The 18,679-nt window shown below is 35.9% G+C and carries 19 protein-coding genes; 18 read left to right on the forward strand and 1 reads right to left on the reverse strand.

Going from position 1 to position 18,679, the window contains the following annotated elements:
• Positions 1-39: 39 nt before the first annotated feature.
• A complete protein-coding gene (locus ACF3N8_RS08425; protein WP_238093470.1) occupies positions 40-738 on the reverse strand; it encodes a queuosine precursor transporter in 699 nt (232 codons plus the stop codon).
• Positions 739-895: 157 nt separating this feature from the next.
• Between ACF3N8_RS08425 and ACF3N8_RS08430 the strand changes: the two genes are divergently transcribed.
• The 18 genes from ACF3N8_RS08430 (at position 896) to sucB (ending at position 18,457) form a co-directional block, all read left to right on the forward strand.
• The gene (locus ACF3N8_RS08430; protein ID WP_009383793.1) at positions 896-1,090 is read left to right on the forward strand and encodes a zinc-finger domain-containing protein; all 195 of its coding nucleotides are present in this window, start codon (positions 896-898) and stop codon (positions 1,088-1,090) included.
• 10 nt (positions 1,091-1,100) lie between these two features.
• On the forward strand, positions 1,101-2,210 hold the full coding sequence (locus ACF3N8_RS08435; protein WP_009383794.1) for a conserved virulence factor C family protein: 1,110 nt from the start codon (positions 1,101-1,103) through the stop codon (positions 2,208-2,210).
• Between the two features lie 18 nt (positions 2,211-2,228).
• The gene (gene brxA, locus ACF3N8_RS08440; RefSeq protein ID WP_009383795.1) at positions 2,229-2,666 is read left to right on the forward strand and encodes a bacilliredoxin BrxA; all 438 of its coding nucleotides are present in this window, start codon (positions 2,229-2,231) and stop codon (positions 2,664-2,666) included.
• Positions 2,667-2,770: 104 nt separating this feature from the next.
• A complete protein-coding gene (locus ACF3N8_RS08445) occupies positions 2,771-3,724 on the forward strand; it encodes a thymidylate synthase (protein WP_009383796.1) in 954 nt (317 codons plus the stop codon).
• A gap of 19 nt (positions 3,725-3,743) precedes the next feature.
• The gene (locus tag ACF3N8_RS08450) at positions 3,744-4,226 is read left to right on the forward strand and encodes a dihydrofolate reductase (RefSeq protein ID WP_238093471.1); all 483 of its coding nucleotides are present in this window, start codon (positions 3,744-3,746) and stop codon (positions 4,224-4,226) included.
• Between the two features lie 16 nt (positions 4,227-4,242).
• On the forward strand, positions 4,243-5,085 hold the full coding sequence (locus tag ACF3N8_RS08455; protein WP_392449825.1) for a DegV family protein: 843 nt from the start codon (positions 4,243-4,245) through the stop codon (positions 5,083-5,085).
• Between the two features lie 82 nt (positions 5,086-5,167).
• Positions 5,168-5,695 (forward strand): peptide-methionine (S)-S-oxide reductase MsrA, encoded by a 528-nt coding sequence (msrA, locus tag ACF3N8_RS08460; protein ID WP_009383799.1) that lies wholly within the window; start codon positions 5,168-5,170, stop codon positions 5,693-5,695.
• Positions 5,688-6,116 carry a peptide-methionine (R)-S-oxide reductase MsrB gene (gene msrB, locus ACF3N8_RS08465; protein WP_009383800.1) on the forward strand — a complete coding sequence of 143 codons (429 nt, stop codon included), beginning with the start codon at positions 5,688-5,690 and terminating at the stop codon, positions 6,114-6,116. The genes msrA and msrB overlap by 8 nt, the downstream gene beginning before the upstream one ends.
• 11 nt (positions 6,117-6,127) lie before the next feature.
• The gene (locus ACF3N8_RS08470) at positions 6,128-6,628 is read left to right on the forward strand and encodes a PTS glucose transporter subunit IIA (protein WP_009383801.1); all 501 of its coding nucleotides are present in this window, start codon (positions 6,128-6,130) and stop codon (positions 6,626-6,628) included.
• Complete coding sequence (locus tag ACF3N8_RS08475) at positions 6,628-6,849, forward strand: YozE family protein (protein WP_009383802.1); 222 nt, start codon at positions 6,628-6,630, stop codon at positions 6,847-6,849. The genes ACF3N8_RS08470 and ACF3N8_RS08475 overlap by 1 nt, the downstream gene beginning before the upstream one ends.
• Before the next feature lie 76 nt (positions 6,850-6,925).
• On the forward strand, positions 6,926-8,410 hold the full coding sequence (locus ACF3N8_RS08480) for a S41 family peptidase (protein ID WP_392449826.1): 1,485 nt from the start codon (positions 6,926-6,928) through the stop codon (positions 8,408-8,410).
• A 10-nt stretch (positions 8,411-8,420) separates the two neighbouring features.
• A complete protein-coding gene (locus ACF3N8_RS08485) occupies positions 8,421-8,927 on the forward strand; it encodes a GNAT family N-acetyltransferase (RefSeq protein ID WP_009383804.1) in 507 nt (168 codons plus the stop codon).
• An 11-nt stretch (positions 8,928-8,938) separates the two neighbouring features.
• Entirely contained in the window at positions 8,939-10,009 is a 1,071-nt protein-coding gene (locus ACF3N8_RS08490; protein WP_009383805.1) for an undecaprenyldiphospho-muramoylpentapeptide beta-N-acetylglucosaminyltransferase, read from the forward strand.
• Positions 10,010-10,025: 16 nt separating this feature from the next.
• Positions 10,026-10,652 (forward strand): phosphatase PAP2 family protein, encoded by a 627-nt coding sequence (locus tag ACF3N8_RS08495; protein WP_009383806.1) that lies wholly within the window; start codon positions 10,026-10,028, stop codon positions 10,650-10,652.
• Positions 10,653-12,255: 1,603 nt separating this feature from the next.
• Positions 12,256-12,933 carry a response regulator transcription factor gene (locus tag ACF3N8_RS08500; protein WP_238093473.1) on the forward strand — a complete coding sequence of 226 codons (678 nt, stop codon included), beginning with the start codon at positions 12,256-12,258 and terminating at the stop codon, positions 12,931-12,933.
• The gene (locus ACF3N8_RS08505) at positions 12,930-14,285 is read left to right on the forward strand and encodes an ATP-binding protein (RefSeq protein ID WP_238101889.1); all 1,356 of its coding nucleotides are present in this window, start codon (positions 12,930-12,932) and stop codon (positions 14,283-14,285) included. Before ACF3N8_RS08500 ends, ACF3N8_RS08505 begins: the two co-directional genes overlap by 4 nt.
• Positions 14,286-14,390: 105 nt before the next feature.
• Positions 14,391-17,183 (forward strand): 2-oxoglutarate dehydrogenase E1 component, encoded by a 2,793-nt coding sequence (locus ACF3N8_RS08510; protein ID WP_009383809.1) that lies wholly within the window; start codon positions 14,391-14,393, stop codon positions 17,181-17,183.
• Between the two features lie 11 nt (positions 17,184-17,194).
• The gene (sucB, locus tag ACF3N8_RS08515; protein WP_009383810.1) at positions 17,195-18,457 is read left to right on the forward strand and encodes a dihydrolipoyllysine-residue succinyltransferase; all 1,263 of its coding nucleotides are present in this window, start codon (positions 17,195-17,197) and stop codon (positions 18,455-18,457) included.
• Positions 18,458-18,679: the final 222 nt, after the last annotated feature.

Below are 18,679 nucleotides of genomic sequence, written 5' to 3' on the forward strand. Positions count from 1 at the left end.
CCACCTTGGTATGCTTACCAAGGTGGCTTTTGTTAATTATTATTTTGAATCATTTACCATATTTTTTCTATAAAGGGCTTTTGCTATATAACCAAACGGAACATTCAATACAGTAGCGACTAGTTTAAGAATATATGTTGTTATAAAGATTTCGATTATTGCTTCGTTCGGTAGGGGACCGCCATAAAACGCTATGAGCACGAATAACGCAGTATCAATAATTGAACTGATTGCTGTACTACCATACGCACGAATGATAAATGTCTTATCTGAACTAAATACTTTCTTAATCAGTGCGAATATGAAAACATCAATATGTTGTCCAATGATATATGCAATAATTGAACCTAACGCGATACGGGGTACGAGACCAAAGATTGTTTTCATTGCGTCTTGAGCAACGTCTGCGCTTGCTGGATGGAACATTAATGATAATTGCATGACGATTATCATGACGATAGTAGAACTAAATCCTAACCATACTGCTTTTTTAGCGTCCTTACGACCGTAAATATCATTTAAGATATCTGTTGCTAAATAAATAGAAGCGAACATGACATTACCTAACGTGGCTGAAATCGTGAATATATCGACCGTTTTAATGACTTGCATGTTGGCAATAATAGTACCAAATGCAACCCAAACGAATAAACCTTGTTTACCGAAAAATTTATACATACTAACCATTAAAATAAACGTAACGAGAAATGAAATGACACCTAATATTTCATTCGACATTTTAAAACCTCCTAAATTTTGATAGTGCGGGTGTTTAGAAACCGCAAAATTCAACTCATCAATTTTAGTTGATATTGGCGATAAAATCAATAGGCTTTTAAAGCAAGATAATCTGCAAAAATAGAACTCAAATGATATAATGTATAACAATAAAGGAGTGACAATTATTCTAACTTTTGAAGAGAAAAAAGCGATTCAGTCAATTGATAAATTAATGAATCAATATTGTCATAGATGTTTACTAAAGACACACCTTAGAAAAGCGTATGGTAAGACACATGCACATCAGTTTTGCATCAGTGAATGTTCAGTCGGTAAACAGATTAAACAATTAGGAAACGAATTACAATAGGAGGCCATGTATGGAGATTTTACGTGTAGAACCAACACCAAGTCCGAATACGATGAAGATTGTACTGAATGAACATAGAGAAGGTAACCAATCTGATACGTATTCATCAGTTAATGAAAATAACCCTCAATTTATCAATGATTTACTTGAGTTAGAAGGGGTTAGATCTATATTTCACGTTATGGACTTCTTAGCTATAGATAAAAAACCTAAATTTGAGTGGGATGATGTATTACCTCAAATTACGTCAACTTTAAATGAAGAAAATCAAACAAATGAAACGCAGCCTGAAGAAAATTATGGTGAAATTAAAGCTGAAGTTTTAATGTTTAAAGGTATACCTTATCAAGTTAAATTGACGACTAAACAAGATGAGAAGCGTAAACAGTTACCTGAAATGTTTATTGATAGTATGATGGCTGCTCAAAAAGATGAAGACAACATTGTATTTCAACGTAAATGGGAAGATTTAGGTAGCCGTTATGGTGACATTGATGACGTTATGGATGAAGTTCATGAGGAGATTATTGCCCTTTATCCTGAAAGTCGTTTACAAGAACTTGTTAAGGATGCGAAAGAAACAGATGTTGTTATACCTGAGAAAGTATACAAACATGTAACGTTAGATGAATATAAAAATAGTGAGGACTGGAAAGAAAGACTACGTATGTTAAATGCTTTTCCAAAGCCTACTGAAGAAGACATTCCATTATTAAGTTATGCTTTAGATGAAGAAAAGGTTCCACTTCGTCGTGAAGCTGTTGTATTATTAGGAATGATTGAAGATAAAAATATCTTAGAATATATTTATAAAGGATTACATGATAAAAGTCCTGCTGTAAGACGTACTGCGGGTGATTGTTTAAGTGACCTTGGTTATAAAGAAGCTTTACCTGAAATGGTTAAAGCTTTAGATGATCCTCAAAAAATCGTTCGTTGGCGTGCAGCAATGTTTATCTTTGATGAAGGTAACCAAGATCAACTTGAAGCGTTAAAAGCGCATGCGGATGACCCTGCTTACGAAGTTAAATTACAAATTGAAATGGCAATTACACGAATTGAAAACGGTGAAGAAGCATTAGGTTCCGTATGGAAGCAAATTGCTAATCGAAATAAATAAAATGGAGTGATTAATCATATGAATCCATATGAAGCATATATGAAAGAAATCGCAAAACCAATGCGTGAAGAACTTGTTCAAAATAACTTTAAAAGTTTAGAAACTAAAGAAGACGTCTCTACTTACATGAATCATGTAGGCGAAGATGAAACAACATTTGTTGTTATTAATTCGACATGTGGTTGTGCTGCTGGCTTAGCGCGTCCCGCAGCTGTTACAGTGGCTGAACAAAATGATAAGAAGCCAGATCACAAAGTAACGGTATTTGCTGGGCAAGATAAAGAAGCTACTGAAGAAATGCGTAACTTTATCCAACAAGTACCTTCAAGCCCTTCATTCGCATTATTTAAAGGACAAAATCTTGTACACTTTATTCCAAGAGAGCATATTGAAGGCCGCGATATTCAAGATATTTGCATGGACATCAAAGAAGCATTTGATACACATTGTTCATAATTCAATCAATTAATTATAACGACTGATATCCGACGTGACACATTAGTTGGATACAGTCGTTTTTACTAAAATCGTTTATAATGAATTTTAAAGAGGTGAGAGATATGAATCCTTTCGATAAAAGTTATCACGAATTATGTGAGGAAATATTAGAAATAGGGAATAAGCGAGATGACAGAACGAATACGGGAACTATTTCTAAGTTCGGTCATCAATTACGATTTAATTTAAATCAAGGTTTTCCATTACTTACAACGAAACGAGTTCCTTTTAAACTTGTAGCAACAGAATTAATTTGGTTTATCAAAGGGGACACGAATATCAAATATTTACTTGAATATAATAATAATATTTGGAACGAGTGGGCTTTTGAAAAGTATGTGAAATCAGACGATTATCAAGGTCCTGATATGACTAACTTCGGACACAGAGCTTTAGAGGACGAGGCTTTTAAAGCAGTTTACCAAGAACAGATGGAAAAGTTTAAGACACGCATACTTGAAGATGACGCGTTTAGCGAACAATATGGTGATTTAGGTAATGTTTACGGTAAACAATGGCGTGACTGGGTTGATCAACACGGTAATCACTTTGATCAATTGAAACAAGTGATTGAACAGATAAAGACGCACCCTTACTCAAGACGCCATATTGTTTCAGCGTGGAATCCAACTGAGATTGATACGATGGCTCTACCGCCGTGTCATACGATGTTCCAATTTTATGTTCAAGATAACAAGTTAAGCTGTCAGCTCTATCAAAGAAGTGCAGATATCTTCTTAGGTGTACCATTTAATATTGCGAGTTATAGCTTACTTACGCATCTCGTAGCGCATGAGTGTGGTTTAGAAGTTGGCGAATTCGTGCATACATTTGGTGACGCACATATTTATTCAAATCATTTAGATGCTGTTCAAACTCAACTCAGTCGTTCAAGCTATAAACCGCCTAAACTTAAAATACTTACCGACAAATCGATTTTTGATATCGATTATGAGGATCTAAAAATTGAAGGGTACGAATCTCATCCATCAATAAAAGCACCGATTGCAGTTTAAATTTTAGAGGAGGATTAGTATGACTGTATCCATTATTGTTGCACACGATAAAAATAGAGTAATCGGAATTGATAACCAATTACCTTGGCACATTCCGAACGATTTAAAGCATGTTAAAAAACTAACTACGGGTAATACGCTTGTAATGGGACGTCAGACGTTCGAATCAATTGGGAAGCCTTTACCTAATCGTCGTAATGTCGTTTTAACGCGTAACACGTCTTTTAACCCTGAAGGTGTAGATGTGATTCATTCATTCAATGATATTGAAAAATTAGAAGGTCACGTATTTATATTTGGTGGCCAAACGTTATTCGATGAAATGATTGATAAAGTTGACGACATGTACATTACAGTTGTTGAAGATACGTTCCAAGGCGATACTTTCTTCCCGCCATATACGTTTGAAGATTGGGAAGTTGAATCATCAGTACGAGGCGAACTCGATGACAAGAATACGATTCCGCATACCTTCTTACACCTTATTAGAAAGTCAAAATAACGGAGGATAAAAATTTATGCCACAAAAGATTATATTTACAGACTCTACTTCGGATTTACCGAAATCGTTTATCGAAGAACACGATATTAAAGTCGTACCTTTAAATATCACGATCGACGGTAAAAGTTACGAAGACCAAAATGATATTACTTCAGAATCATATATCAATTATTTAACTGAAGGCAAAAGTGATTTAAAGACAAGTCAACCTGCAATTGGTAAGTTCCTTGAGCTTTATGATTCTTATGCAAATCAGGACGTTGAAATTATCAGCATTCATTTATCATCATCAATAAGTGGTACGTACCAAACTGCATTACAAGCGAGTGAAATGACGAATACGAAAGTGACAGTCATTGATTCTAAATCCATTTCTTTTGGATTGGGCTTTCAAATTCAACATCTCGTTGAATGGGTTAAAGAAGGTTTACCTACAGAAGAAATTATTGAAAAGATGAACCACGTTATTAAAAACGTTAAAATCTTTGTGATTATAGGTCAATTAAACCAACTTATTAAAGGTGGACGCGTGAGTAAAGCTAAAGGGCTCATTGGTAATCTTATGAAGATTAAACCTATTTGCGAAGTTATCGATGGAAAAATTGAAATGGTTCATAACGCTAGAACTTATAACGCATGCATGAAATATATCAAGAAAGAATTACATCACTTTGTTGGTAATGATCATATTAAAGCTTTAGGTTTAGCGCATGCGAATGCCGAAGATTTAGTAGAAAAATTTAAAGCACAAATGGAAGAAACTTTCCAAGTAGATCGAGTGTCAACTAACGTTACTACACCTGTAATTTCTACGCACACTGGTTCTGGCGCACTAGGTGTTGTCGTGCTTAAGTCGTAACTTTCCGCTTACTCATATTTTAAAATAGCATTTCGAAAAGCAACATGTTAATTTTAAATCAAGCAAACTAAGGAGGGATTTTATGGCATATGCAACACTTGCTGGTGGTTGTTTTTGGTGTATGGTAAAACCATTTGATTCATTCGATGGTGTACATGCTGTGATTTCAGGTTACAGTGGTGGCCATACCGATAATCCTACCTATGAAGAAGTTTGTACCAATCAAACTGGACACGTTGAGGCAGTTCAAATAGAATTTGACCCAGATGTTATCAGTTATGAAGAAATCTTACGTAATTATTTTAAAACGTTTGACCCTACAGATAATAAAGGTCAATTTTTCGACCGTGGTGAAAGTTATGAGCCTGTCATTTTTTACCACTCGGAAGAACAGTTAGATACTGCTCGAGAAGTCATCGAAGATATCGATCAGCAAGGTATCTTTGATAAACCTATCGTTACACCTGTGAAACCTTATAAGAACTTTTATGAGGCAGAATCATATCATCAAGATTATTATAAAAAGAATCCGATGCACTACAACCAGTATCAAAATGGTTCAGGTCGTAAAGCGTTTATTGAAAAGCATTGGGGGCGTTCAAATGATTAAGAAGAATAAAGCAGATTTAAATGAAATGGAGTACTTAGTGACTCAAGAGGACGGTACTGAACCGCCTTTTCAAAATGAATATTGGAATCACTTCGAAGAGGGTATATATGTAGATAAGCTCTCAGGCAAGCCATTATTTACATCTAAAGATAAGTTTGAGTCTGATTGTGGTTGGCCGAGCTTTTCAAAATCATTAGATGATGACGAAATTGTTGAACTCGTTGATAAATCATTTGGCATGGTTAGAACGGAAGTTCGTTCTGAAGGTAGTAATAGTCATTTAGGGCACGTCTTCCATGATGGACCTAAAGAAAAGGGTGGCCTACGTTATTGCATCAATTCTGCTGCGATACAGTTTATCCCGTATGACAAACTTGAAGAACTTGGATATGGCGATTTAATCCCATATTTTAAACAATAAGGAGAGATATCATGTTTAAAAAATTATTTGGCAAAAACGAAGAAGTTGATAAAAACTTAGAAATCTATGCACCGATGTCGGGCTCATATGTAAATATTGAAGATATTCCTGACCCAGTTTTCGCTCAGAAAATGATGGGTGAAGGATTTGGTATTAAACCTAACGATGGGACAGTTGTATCACCAATTAATGGTACAGTTGACAATGTTTTTCCAACGAAGCATGCGATTGGTTTAAAGTCTGAGAATGGCCTTGAATTACTCGTTCATATCGGTTTAGATACTGTTCAATTAAATGGTGAAGGCTTTGAAACACTTGTAGAAAGTGGCGATACAGTTGAAGTCGGCACACCTATCTTAAAATTCGATGTATCATATATTAATGAAAACGCGAAATCTATTATTTCACCAGTTATTATCACTAACACTGATGCATTAGAGTCTGTGAACGTTAATCAATTAGAAACACTTACTAAAGGTGAAACTAAAGTCATTGACGTGACGATGCAATAATGAAAGATTATTCATTTTACCAGTTCATAATGGCTGTCAGAAATCGACCTAATGAAGAGGGTCGTTTTGCTGAAATGGTTTATAATGATTTGTCGTTCCCTAAACAAGAAAGTGACTTTAACGTCTTATCGGACTACATTGAAACGTCGTCTGATATTACGTTATCAATGTCAGTTTTCGATGATTTATATGAAGAATATCAAGAATGGTTAAAATTCTAATGTAGCATGATTCATATATGAACAGGGGCGTTTAGAAGTCCCTGTTCTTATTTTGTATGACCTTAAGTGTTAGGAAGTGAATGAAATGCAGAATCAATCCCACAATGAAAAGCAACAAGAAGATAGCAATGCTAACTTACATAATCGTAATATGATGCACATATCTAAATTTCGATATATCTTAACAATCTTACTTACTATTATTCTTACTTCCTTTATACTTTTAGCAATCTTATTTGTTGGTACTAAAGGATTTACCATCTTTACGAGCAAGCAGAGTGGCCAAACGGCTAAAATCCAACAGGTCTATAATATGCTTGATCGCAACTACTATAAAAATTTCGACAATGATAAAGTTATTGATCAAAGTATCAAGGGCATGGTTAAAGGATTAGATGACCCTTATTCTGAATATATGACTAAAAAAGAGACTGAAAAGTTTACAGAAGATGTTTCAGGTGACTTTGTTGGAATTGGCGCTGAAATGCAGAAGAAACATGATGAGCTCATGGTAACAAGCCCGATTAAAGGTTCTCCTGCAGAAAAAGCAGGTCTTATGCCTAAAGATGTCGTATTAAAAGTTGATCACAAATCGATTAAGGGTAAGGCTTTTGAAGAAGTGGTCAATTCAATCAGAGGTGAAAAGGGTACGGACGTGACGTTAACGATTAAGCGTGGCGGCGAGACGAAAGATATTACGATCACACGTGATGAAATTCATGTTGATAGTGTTACCTATGAGAAGAAAGGTAAAGTCGGCGTCTTTACGATTAATAAATTCCAAGAAGATACCTCTAAAGAATTGAAACTCGCGATTAAGAAAGCGCATAAACAAGGCGTTCGAGACATCGTCCTTGATTTACGTAACAACCCTGGAGGCTTGCTCGATGAAGCTGTGAAGATGAGTAATATCTTCATTGAAAAGAACAAAACTGTCGTCAAGCTTCAAAAAGGTAATCAAAAAGAAGCTGTTAAAACGACGATCGATCATCTTAAAGAAGCGAAAGATATGAACGTTTCAATTTTAGTGAATAAGGGTTCTGCGAGTGCCTCTGAAGTCTTTACTGGTGCTATGAAGGATTACGGACTTGCGAAAGTGTACGGTGAAACAACATTTGGTAAGGGCATTGTCCAAACTACGCACGAGTTTAAAGATGGATCGTTACTTAAGTTTACTGAAATGAAATGGTTAACACCGAAAGAACATTATATTCACAAGAAGGGTATTAAACCTGATGTGAACATTAAGTCGCCTCGTTATCAATCATTAGACCTCATACCTGATGATAAGACGTTTAAAGTTGGTGACAAAGGTAAGAATGTGAAGTCGATTAAAATTGGTTTAGAAGCGCTTGGTTATTACAAGGGCGACGATAAACCAGTATTTGATAAAGACTTAGAACAAGCCATCATGACATTCCAACAGGATGAAAAGATAGAGTTGACAGGAACGTTTGATAAAGAGACAAATGAACGCTTCACTGAGAAACTTGTTGAAAAGGCTAATAAGCATGATGCAGTGTTAGATCAATTATTAAAACAAGTTAAATCTAAGGAGTGACGCTTTTCACATGAGAATCGCAACAGAGAAAGACATCAAAGCTATTATGCATATTACAGATCAAGCAAAATCTTTAATGAACGATGATGATCATTCACAGTGGGATGAACGCTATCCCACTCGTGATGATTTTATGCAAGATATTCAGTTAGAAAATATGTATGTTTATGAAATGGATGAACGCGTGGTAGGTTATATCGTTATCGATCAAAACCAAGCAAATTGGTATGACCGCTTTGAATGGCCGGTTAACCGCGATGGCGCTTACGTCATTCATCGTTTAGCAGTCGATACATCTCAAAAAGGTATCGCACAAAAATTAATTTCATTTGCGATAGAATTTGCTTTATCGCATAATAGCACTGTACTACTTACAGATACGCTGTCGTTAAACCAACGTGCACAACGTTTGTTTAATAAGTTTGGATTTATTAAAGTAGGTGAGACGGTTATTGACGACCCGCCATACGACCACAAAGATCCATTTTACGTATACTATAAAATACTTAAAGAATAGAGGTAGTAATTATGGCTAAAATTGCTTTTACAGGCGGCGGTACAATTGGACATGTATCCGTAAATTTAAGTTTAATTCCAGTTGCTGAAGAAAAAGGCCACGAGGTCTTTTACATAGGTTCAAAGACTGGCATTGAAAAGGAAATGCTTCAAGATAAATTACCTCAAGTTAAATATATGCCGATTTCAAGTGGTAAGTTACGTCGTTACCTTTCTTTTGAAAACTTGAAAGATGTGTTTAAGGTGTTAAAAGGTGTGCTTGATGCGAGACGCATTTTGAAAAAGGAAAAGCCGGATATTTTATTTTCAAAGGGTGGTTTCGTATCCGTGCCGGTTGTAATCGCGGCCAAATCTTTAAACATACCAACTATTGTTCATGAATCAGATTTAACACCAGGTTTAGCGAACAAAATTGCGTTGAAATTCGCTAAAAAAATGTATACGACTTTCGAAGATACTGTGAAACATTTACCTCAAGATAAAGCTGAGTTCATCGGCGCGACTGTACGTGATGACCTTAAAACAGGTAGCAGACAGAAGGGTTATGATTTAACTAACTTTAATGCTGATAAAGAAGTTTTACTTGTTATGGGCGGTAGTTTAGGAAGTAAGAAAATTAACGATGCTATCCGTAATAATCTATCGACGCTACTCGATAAATATCAAATCATTCACTTAACTGGTAAAGGTATGAAAGACGATAGTATTTCTCAAAAAGGGTATGTACAATATGAGTTCGTTACGGATGAACTAACAGATTTACTTGCGATTACGGACAAAGTTGTATCCCGAGCTGGCTCTAATTCAATTTATGAATTTCTAGTGTTACGCATTCCAATGTTACTAATTCCCCTAGGACTTGATCAATCAAGAGGCGACCAAATTGATAACGCGAAAAATTTCGTTAAAAAAGGTTACGCTAAAATGTTAAATGAGTCAGATTTAAATGAAGATAGTTTAAATAACGCTTTAACTGTTTTAGAACAAGAGCACGAGGCAATTGTTGAACAAATGCAAACATTTAAAGAAAGTTATACTAAAGAAGATTTATTCAATAAAATTATGAAAGATGCTTTAGAATAAGAGAGGTGTCCTCAACATGAGCCGTTGGAAAAGAATTTCATTATTAATTATCTTTACCTTAATCTTCGGCATTATCGCGTTCTTCCACGAATCGCGACTAGGTAAATGGATTGATAACGAAGTTTATGAATTTATCTATTCATCAGAAAGTTTTATCACGACAACAATCTTCCTTGGCGCAACTAAGATTGCCGAAGTTTGGACGATGGTCGTATTGTCGTTACTTGTCGTGTGTTATCTCATGCTTAAAAAGTTACACATCGAAGCATTATTCTTCTTCATCACGATGTCGTTATCTGGAACTTTAAACCCTATCTTAAAGAATATATTCGATAGAGAACGTCCAACATTACTACGTTTAATCGACATTTCTGGCTTTAGCTTCCCAAGTGGTCACGCAATGGGATCCACAGCGTTTTTTGGAAGCTTGATGTATGTCTTTAACCGTACTTTAAAAGGCCAGTCCAAAGGATTCATGATAGGATTATGCGCATTGTTTATATTACTTATTTCATCATCGCGTGTGTACTTAGGCGTACATTTCCCAACAGACATCATTGCTGGTATTATCGGCGGTACGTTCTGTATCGTATTCGTTCAACTTTTACTCATTTCGAAGTTAGAACAACATAAATTAGCTTAGTTGGTAGGGCGCACGTTTGAGGTTAGTTAGTTTGTGTAAGCTTAGTTTTGTGAAGGCTAAGTAAGGAATAGGGAAGTTGAGCGGGCTAACGCGGTGCGGTCGTGTAGGTTTGACTGGTCGCCGGATCACTGAGCGTCGTGCCGACGTTTACTCGAGTCGACTGAGATGATTTATAGGTGAAGCACTCATTAAGTTGAGTGCTTTTTCTTTTAATACAGATCCGCCTAGATAAATGTAGTTTCTTGTTCAATCTAGTCGAGTTCACAGGAAGGTAGGATTTTAACCATTTAATTGCAGGTAGTGGTAGTTATAAACATACATGCTTAAAGGCGATTATCAAGACTTTTCAAACGTGAGAAACGAAGGCCTTTAGTTTATCAAGACTACTCAAACGTGAGAAACGGAGCCCCTTGGTTTATCAAGACTACTCAAACGTGAGAAACGGAGGCCCTTGGTTTATCAAGACTACTCAAACGTGAGAAACGAAGGCCCTTAGTTTATCAAGACTTTTCAAACGTGAGAAACGGAGGCCTTTGGTTTATCAAGACTTTTCAAATGTGAGAAAAGAAGGCTCTTGGTTTATCAAGACTTTTCAAACGTGAGAAACAAAGGCTCTTGGTTTATCAAGACTTTTCAAACGTGAGAAACGAAGGCTCTTGGTTTATCAAGACTTTTCAAACGTGAGAATTGAAGGCCCTTGGTTTATCAAGACTACTCAAACGTGAGAAACGAAGGCCCTTAGTTTATCAAGACTTTTCAAACGTGAGAAATGGAAGCCTTTGGTTTATCAAGACTTCTCTAACGTGAGAAATAGAGGGCCTCATATTTACAAGACTTTCGTAACGTGTAATGCAATCACCTCTAAATTTACAAGACTCCAAAAACGTGTAAACGAAAGGGCTTTAAATTTACAAGACTTTCGTAACGTGTAAATCAAACCCCTTCAAATTTACAAGAATTTTAAAACGTTTAATTTAACCCCCTCTAAATTTACAAGACTATCAAAACGTGTAAATCAAACTCCTCCAAATTTACAAGACTTTCGAAACGTGTAAATCAAACAGCTCTAAATTTACAAGACTGCAGAAACGTGTAAATCAAACAGCTCTAAATTTACAAGACTCTAGAAACGTGTAAACCAAAGGCACTCATATTTACAAGACTTTCAAAAAGTGTAATGCAATCACCTCTAAATTTACAAGACAATGCAAACGTGTAAAACCACTAAAACCAACCACAATCTAAAAAATTTACCGCTAACACTATCTATACTACCACCATTACCTAACAACCCACACAAAAAAGCCGACTTATCCGCCACAGGATAAATCGGCTTATTCTACTGTAAGAACATTCATTCTTACACGTCATTTTAGTCTTTTACACGGGCATATAAAAGGGGATACTGTGTTGAAAATGATTCAGCCAAATCGAAAGATATAGTTTGTGGGGGGAGTATATCCATGGCACTGATAATCATTTTCAATTACATTATAACGCAATGAGAATGATTGTCAATTAGAAACCCCAAAAAATTTTAAATTTATCTTTTCACTTCCGGGAACAGTGTCTATACTTTATGATAAGGATTGAGGTGTACTGTATGAAAAGAATATTAATTGTAGAAGATGAGCAAAATTTAGCTCGCTTTATAGAACTAGAATTAAAACATGAAGATTACGACGTCGACATCGAATATGATGGCGAGAACGGTTTAAACCGTGCATTAGATGAAGACTATAATTTAATACTACTCGATCTAATGCTGCCGAAAACGAATGGCCTCGAAGTATGTAGACGCATCAGACGTACGAAAGAGACGCCAATCATCATCATTACCGCAAAGGGCGATACATATGACAAAGTTGTAGGTCTCGACTACGGTGCTGACGATTATATCGTTAAACCATTCGACATTGAAGAACTGCTTGCGCGAATTCGTGCAATAATGCGCCGTCATGGTGAGAACATTTCAGTACCGACGAATCAAATCGCAATCGATAACCTCATTATCGACAAAGACGCTTTCGAAGTTCGAATCGACAACCAGAATCTGGACCTTACTAAAACGGAGTACGATCTTCTGTTACTACTCGCTGAAAATAAAAACCACGTCCTTCAACGTGAGCAAATTCTAAGTCACGTTTGGGGCTTTGACACAGAAGTCGAAACGAACGTAGTTGACGTTTACATTCGATACTTACGCAACAAGTTAAGACCCTTTGAAAAGAACAAACTGATTGAAACTGTACGTGGTGTTGGCTACGTGGTACGCGCATGAAACAACGTACATTAAAGACGAAATGGACGCTTATAACAACGACTTTAACCTTTTTAATTATATTTATATTTTGTTTAATGATTATCTACTTTTTAAGTGATGTCCTTAAGCAAAAGGAACTTGAAACCATCGATCGCAGTTCTGACAATATTATTAACCTTATGGAAAATAAACCGATCGATGAAATCACTTTTTTAGATCTAAACGCATCACTAGGTAACTTTCAAAAGGTTATACTATACGATTCCAATCGAAAAGAGCTTGTTGAGAGTACGAACGATGACTCAATAACGTACTCTCCAAAGCTTAGTCAGCTTTCAAATAAGAAGATTTCGATACAACATCATAATGGAAATGACTACTTAGTTGTAAAAAGTGATATCGATAATTCGAATTTTACCGGCTCAAGCGTTATCATTCACTCTATGGAGAACTATAATTCTGTGATTCAATCCATTTATTATCTTGCGATTGTATTTGGACTTATAACACTCGCCATAACGGCATTAATTAGTTATATCTTTTCAATCCAGATTACGAAACCAATCGTAACATTATCGAATAAAATGATTCAGATTCGCAGAAATGGTTTCCAAGAGCAACTTCGCATTCCGACAAACTACGAAGAAACTGACGATATGATTGATACGTTTAATAAAATGATGGAACAACTGGAAGATTCATTTAAACAGCAACAACAATTTGTTGAGGATGCTTCTCACGAACTTCGTACGCCACTTCAAATTATTCAAGGTCATCTTAACCTAATTAAACGCTGGGGGAAAAAGGACCCTGAAGTACTTGAAGAATCATTAAACATTTCAATAGAAGAGATGACACGCATTACACGATTAGTTGAAGAGCTTTTACTTTTAACAAAAGACAATGCCAAGATGAATGAAAACGAAATTGAAGTTGTAGATGTGAATCATGAGATTAAATCTCGTATTAAGTCACTTGAACAATTACATCCTGACTATACGTTTCTATTTGATACATCTCATGAAAAGATATCTTTAACGATGAACCGTTTCCATTTAGAACAAGTGTTGCTCATCTTTATTGATAATGCGATTAAGTACGACCAGAAAGAAAAGCGAATTAACATACAAACAACTTTAAAAAATAAACGCGTGATGATAGAGATAACTGACCACGGTCTTGGTATTCCTAAGAAGGACCTTGAATTCATCTTCGACCGCTTTTATCGTGTTGATAAATCAAGGTCACGAAAACAAGGTGGAAACGGCTTAGGATTATCCATTGCCCAAAAGGTTATTAAACAATATGAAGGACATATTAAAGTGGATAGTGAAGTGGGTAAATTTACGACATTTACAATTACATTTTAAATTGTCACTTTACCTATTACTACAGTGTTTTCCCCTTTAAATGATAGTCATAAAGTGCTATTATTGTCCTGTAAGCGTTTTTATTTTTTCTGTGGAGGGTGGAACATGACGAAAGATAAACAGGTGACTGAAGCGCCTGTAAATTTTGGTGCAAACTTAGGCTTAATGTTAGAGCTTTATGATCAGTTCTTAGAAGATCCTAGTTCTGTATCAGATGATTTGCAAGTGCTCTTCAGCACAATCAAAAACGATGAAGCAACAATTGCTGCTCCGTCAACACAATCAAACTCTGGTGACGCTACTATCAAAAGCTTAATGCGTTTAGTAGATAACATCAGAATGTACGGACATTTACTTGCTGATATTTACCCAGTAAATAAACCAACAAGAAAGAATGTCCCTAAATTAACGATTGAAGACTTTGGATTAGATCGTGAAACATTAGAAAAGATTCCAGCAGAACTTGTTTCTGATCACTTCAAAGGCATTTATGACAATGCTTATGAAGCTATTCTTAGAATGGAGAAACGTTATAAAGGACCTATCGCGTTTGAATATACGCATATTAATCATAATGAAGAGCGTGTATGGCTTAAGAGTCGTATCGAAACACCTCATCAAAATGAATATTCAAACGAAGAAAAGATTGAATTCTTTAAAAATCTTGCACACGTAGAAGGTTTCGAAAAATATCTACATAAAAACTTCGTAGGGGCTAAACGTTTCTCTATTGAAGGTGTAGATACATTAGTACCTATGCTTCAAAGAACGTTACAACTTGCTAGTGATGAAGGGATCACTAATATTCAAATCGGTATGGCGCACCGTGGTCGTTTAAATGTTCTGACTCACGTATTACAAAAACCATACTCAATGATGATTTCAGAATTTATGCACACTGATCCAATGAAATTCTTACCAGGGGACGAGAGTTTAGAATTAACTTCTGGTTGGACAGGCGATGTTAAATATCACTTAGGTGGTACTAAAGTGACTGACGCATACGGCATTGAACAACGTATTTCACTTGCTAATAACCCAAGTCACTTAGAAATCGTTTCACCAGTTGTTATTGGTAAAACACGTGCAGACCAAGACGACACAATGCACGAAGGTGCACCTACAACAGATTATACGAAAGCAATGCCAATCATCATTCATGGTGATGCCGCTTATCCAGGTCAAGGTATCAACTTTGAAACGATGAACCTTGGTAACTTAAATAGTTACTCTACTGGCGGTACATTCCATATCATTACGAACAACCGTATAGGTTTCACTACAGAACCAGAAGATGGTCGTTCTACAACATATGCTACAGACGTAGCTAAAGGTTACGATGTACCAATTATGCACGTTAACGCTGACGACGTTGAAGCTACTATCGAAGCAATCAACATCGCTATGGATTTCAGAAAAGAATTCCATAAAGACGTTGTTATCGACTTAGTTGGTTACCGTCGCTTCGGACATAACGAAATGGATGAACCATCAATTACAAACCCAGTTCCTTACCAAAACATCCGTAAACACGATTCAGTTGAAATTCTTTACGGTAAAAAACTTGTTGAACAAGGTATCATTTCTGAAGATGAAATGAACGAAGTAATCGATGGCGTTCAAAAAACAATCCGTGCTGAACACGATAAAATTGACAAAGAAGACAAAATGGACGATCCAGACATGGATAAACCAAATTCAATTGAATTACCGTTACAAGATAACGAAAGCGAGTTAAGCTATGAGCGCTTAAAAGAAATTAATGACGCTATGCTTTCTTATCCTGAAGATTTCACTGTCTTCAAGAAGTTAAATCGTGTACTTGAAAAACGTAGAGAACCATTTGAAAAAGAAGATGGTCTTGTAGATTGGGCTCATGCTGAACAATTAGCTTTTGCTACAATTATGCAAGAAGAAACACCAATTCGCTTAACTGGACAAGATTCTGAACGTGGTACATTCAGTCACCGTCACGCAGTATTACATGACTCAGAAAACGGTAATGAATTCATCCCACTTCAAAATGTACCAGATCAAAAAGCGACATTCGATGTTCACAACTCACCACTTTCTGAAGCAGCAGTAGTTGGATTCGAATATGGTTATAACGTTGAGAATAGTAAAACAATGACGATTTGGGAAGCACAATACGGTGATTTCTCAAACATGTCACAAATGATCTTTGACAACTTCTTATTTAGTGGAAATGCTAAATGGGGTGAACGTTCAGGTTTAACATTATTCTTACCTCACGCTTATGAAGGTCAAGGTCCTGAACACTCTTCAGCTCGTTTAGAACGTTTCTTACAATTAGCTGGAGAAAACAACATGACTGTTGTTAATTTATCTAGCTCAGCAAACTACTTCCACTTATTACGTGCACAAGCTGCAAGCTTAGATACAGATGCAATGAGACCACTCGTTGTTATGTCACCTAAGAGCTTATTACGTAATAAAACAGTAGCTGACACTATTGATAAATTCACATCAGGCAAATTTGAGCCAATTTTACCTGAACCACATGAAAAAGAAAAAATTAAAAAAGTCATTTTAGCATCGGGCAAAATGTTTATCGACTTAAAAGAGCATATGGCTAAAAATCCTGATGAAGAAATTCTTTTAGTAGCGGTTGAACGTTTATATCCATTCCCAGAAGAAGAAGTTCAAGCAGTTATTAATGAACTTCCAAACCTTGAAACAGTAGCTTGGGTTCAAGAAGAACCTAAAAACCAAGGTTCATGGTTATACGTATATCCTTACCTAAAAGAAATTGTTGGTGACGCATATAACTTAAGCTATCATGGAAGAGTAACGCGTGCGACGCCAGCTGAAGGTGACGGAGAAATCCATAAACTTGTTCAAAAAATTATCATCGAAAATAGTATGAATAAAAACTAGGGGGAAGTAAGATGCCAGAGGTAAAAGTTCCAGAATTAGCAGAATCAATTACAGAAGGTACAATTGCAGAATGGTTAAAGCAAAAAGGTGACACTGTTGATAAAGGTGAAGCTATTTTAGAATTAGAAACAGACAAAGTTAACGTTGAGGTTGTTTCTGAAGAAGCAGGAACATTACAAGAATTATTAGCTGAAGAAGGCGACACTGTAGAAGTAGGTCAAGCAGTAGCTGTAGTAGGCGAAGGCGGCGCTAGTTCTTCAAGTGATGACGCTAAAGAAGAGAAAAAAGACGACAGCAATAAAGACAACAAAGAAGAGAAGAAAGAAGAATCATCTTCAGATAACAAATCAGAAGATACTTCATCTAAAGACGAATCTTCTCAAGATCGCGTAAATGCGACACCATCAGCTCGTAAATATGCGCGTGAAAAAGGCATCGACTTAAGTGAAGTTAGTGGTAAGTCTAACGATGTTGTACGTAAAGAAGACGTTGACCGCAGTCAACAACCTAAATCACAACCATCAAATGAAAAATCTCAATCTAAACCACAAAAACCTGAAAACCCATCTAAACCAGTTGTTCGTGAAAAAATGAAACGTAGAAAACAAACAGCTGCTAAGAAATTATTAGAAGTATCTAATAACACAGCAATGTTAACTACATTCAACGAAGTTGACATGTCAGCAGTTATGAACCTACGTAAACGTAAAAAAGAACAATTTATGGAAAACCATGATGGTACTAAACTTGGTTTCATGTCATTCTTCACTAAAGCTTCAGTAGCTGCACTTAAGAAGTTCCCTGAAGTTAATGCTGAAATTGACGGCGAAGACATGGTTACTAAGCAATACTATGATATCGGTGTAGCTGTATCTACAGACGACGGCTTATTAGTACCGAATGTTCGTGACTGTGATAAGAAAAACTTCGCAGAAATCGAAGCTGAAATTGCTAACCTTGCTAAAAAAGCAAGAGACAAAAAATTAGGCTTAGATGACATGATGAACGGTTCATTCACAATCACTAACGGTGGTATCTTCGGTTCTATGATGTCTACACCAATCATCAACGGTAGCCAAGCTGCTATCTTAGGTTTACATTCAATCATGACACGTCCAGTAGCAATCGACAAAGACACGATTGAAAACAGACCAATGATGTACATCGCATTAAGCTATGACCACCGTATCATCGATGGTAAAGAAGCAGTAGGTTTCTTAAAAACAATCAAAGAATTAATTGAAAACCCAGAAGATTTATTATTAGAATCATAATTCTGGAACATACGTTAACTTAATTCACAATATAGCTACCAACATGGCACATTGCTTTGTTGGTAGCTTTTTTTTGCCTTTTTTCTCTCCCTTCAGCAAAAGCCCTTTATATCAAACATCTCTTAATTAAGCGTAATTAAATATGTGATAACAATAGTCTTGTTTTAAAATTATTTATGAAATGTAAACTTTTAGTAATTTCTTTAAAATGCTTGCTTTTAC

Source organism: Staphylococcus massiliensis (assembly GCF_043186315.1).
GTDB classification, from domain to species: domain Bacteria; phylum Bacillota; class Bacilli; order Staphylococcales; family Staphylococcaceae; genus Staphylococcus; species Staphylococcus massiliensis.

Coding starts and splice junctions, on each gene's coding strand:
- ACF3N8_RS08425 (WP_238093470.1), bottom strand. CDS start 738: ATGTCGAATGAAATATTAGGTGTCATTTCATTTCTCGTTACGTTTATT.
- ACF3N8_RS08435 (WP_009383794.1), top strand. CDS start 1,101: ATGGAGATTTTACGTGTAGAACCAACACCAAGTCCGAATACGATGAAG.
- brxA (WP_009383795.1), top strand. CDS start 2,229: ATGAATCCATATGAAGCATATATGAAAGAAATCGCAAAACCAATGCGT.
- ACF3N8_RS08445 (WP_009383796.1), top strand. CDS start 2,771: ATGAATCCTTTCGATAAAAGTTATCACGAATTATGTGAGGAAATATTA.
- ACF3N8_RS08450 (WP_238093471.1), top strand. CDS start 3,744: ATGACTGTATCCATTATTGTTGCACACGATAAAAATAGAGTAATCGGA.
- ACF3N8_RS08455 (WP_392449825.1), top strand. CDS start 4,243: ATGCCACAAAAGATTATATTTACAGACTCTACTTCGGATTTACCGAAA.
- msrA (WP_009383799.1), top strand. CDS start 5,168: ATGGCATATGCAACACTTGCTGGTGGTTGTTTTTGGTGTATGGTAAAA.
- msrB (WP_009383800.1), top strand. CDS start 5,688: ATGATTAAGAAGAATAAAGCAGATTTAAATGAAATGGAGTACTTAGTG.
- ACF3N8_RS08470 (WP_009383801.1), top strand. CDS start 6,128: ATGTTTAAAAAATTATTTGGCAAAAACGAAGAAGTTGATAAAAACTTA.
- ACF3N8_RS08475 (WP_009383802.1), top strand. CDS start 6,628: ATGAAAGATTATTCATTTTACCAGTTCATAATGGCTGTCAGAAATCGA.
- ACF3N8_RS08485 (WP_009383804.1), top strand. CDS start 8,421: ATGAGAATCGCAACAGAGAAAGACATCAAAGCTATTATGCATATTACA.
- ACF3N8_RS08490 (WP_009383805.1), top strand. CDS start 8,939: ATGGCTAAAATTGCTTTTACAGGCGGCGGTACAATTGGACATGTATCC.
- ACF3N8_RS08495 (WP_009383806.1), top strand. CDS start 10,026: ATGAGCCGTTGGAAAAGAATTTCATTATTAATTATCTTTACCTTAATC.
- ACF3N8_RS08500 (WP_238093473.1), top strand. CDS start 12,256: ATGAAAAGAATATTAATTGTAGAAGATGAGCAAAATTTAGCTCGCTTT.
- ACF3N8_RS08505 (WP_238101889.1), top strand. CDS start 12,930: ATGAAACAACGTACATTAAAGACGAAATGGACGCTTATAACAACGACT.
- ACF3N8_RS08510 (WP_009383809.1), top strand. CDS start 14,391: ATGACGAAAGATAAACAGGTGACTGAAGCGCCTGTAAATTTTGGTGCA.
- sucB (WP_009383810.1), top strand. CDS start 17,195: ATGCCAGAGGTAAAAGTTCCAGAATTAGCAGAATCAATTACAGAAGGT.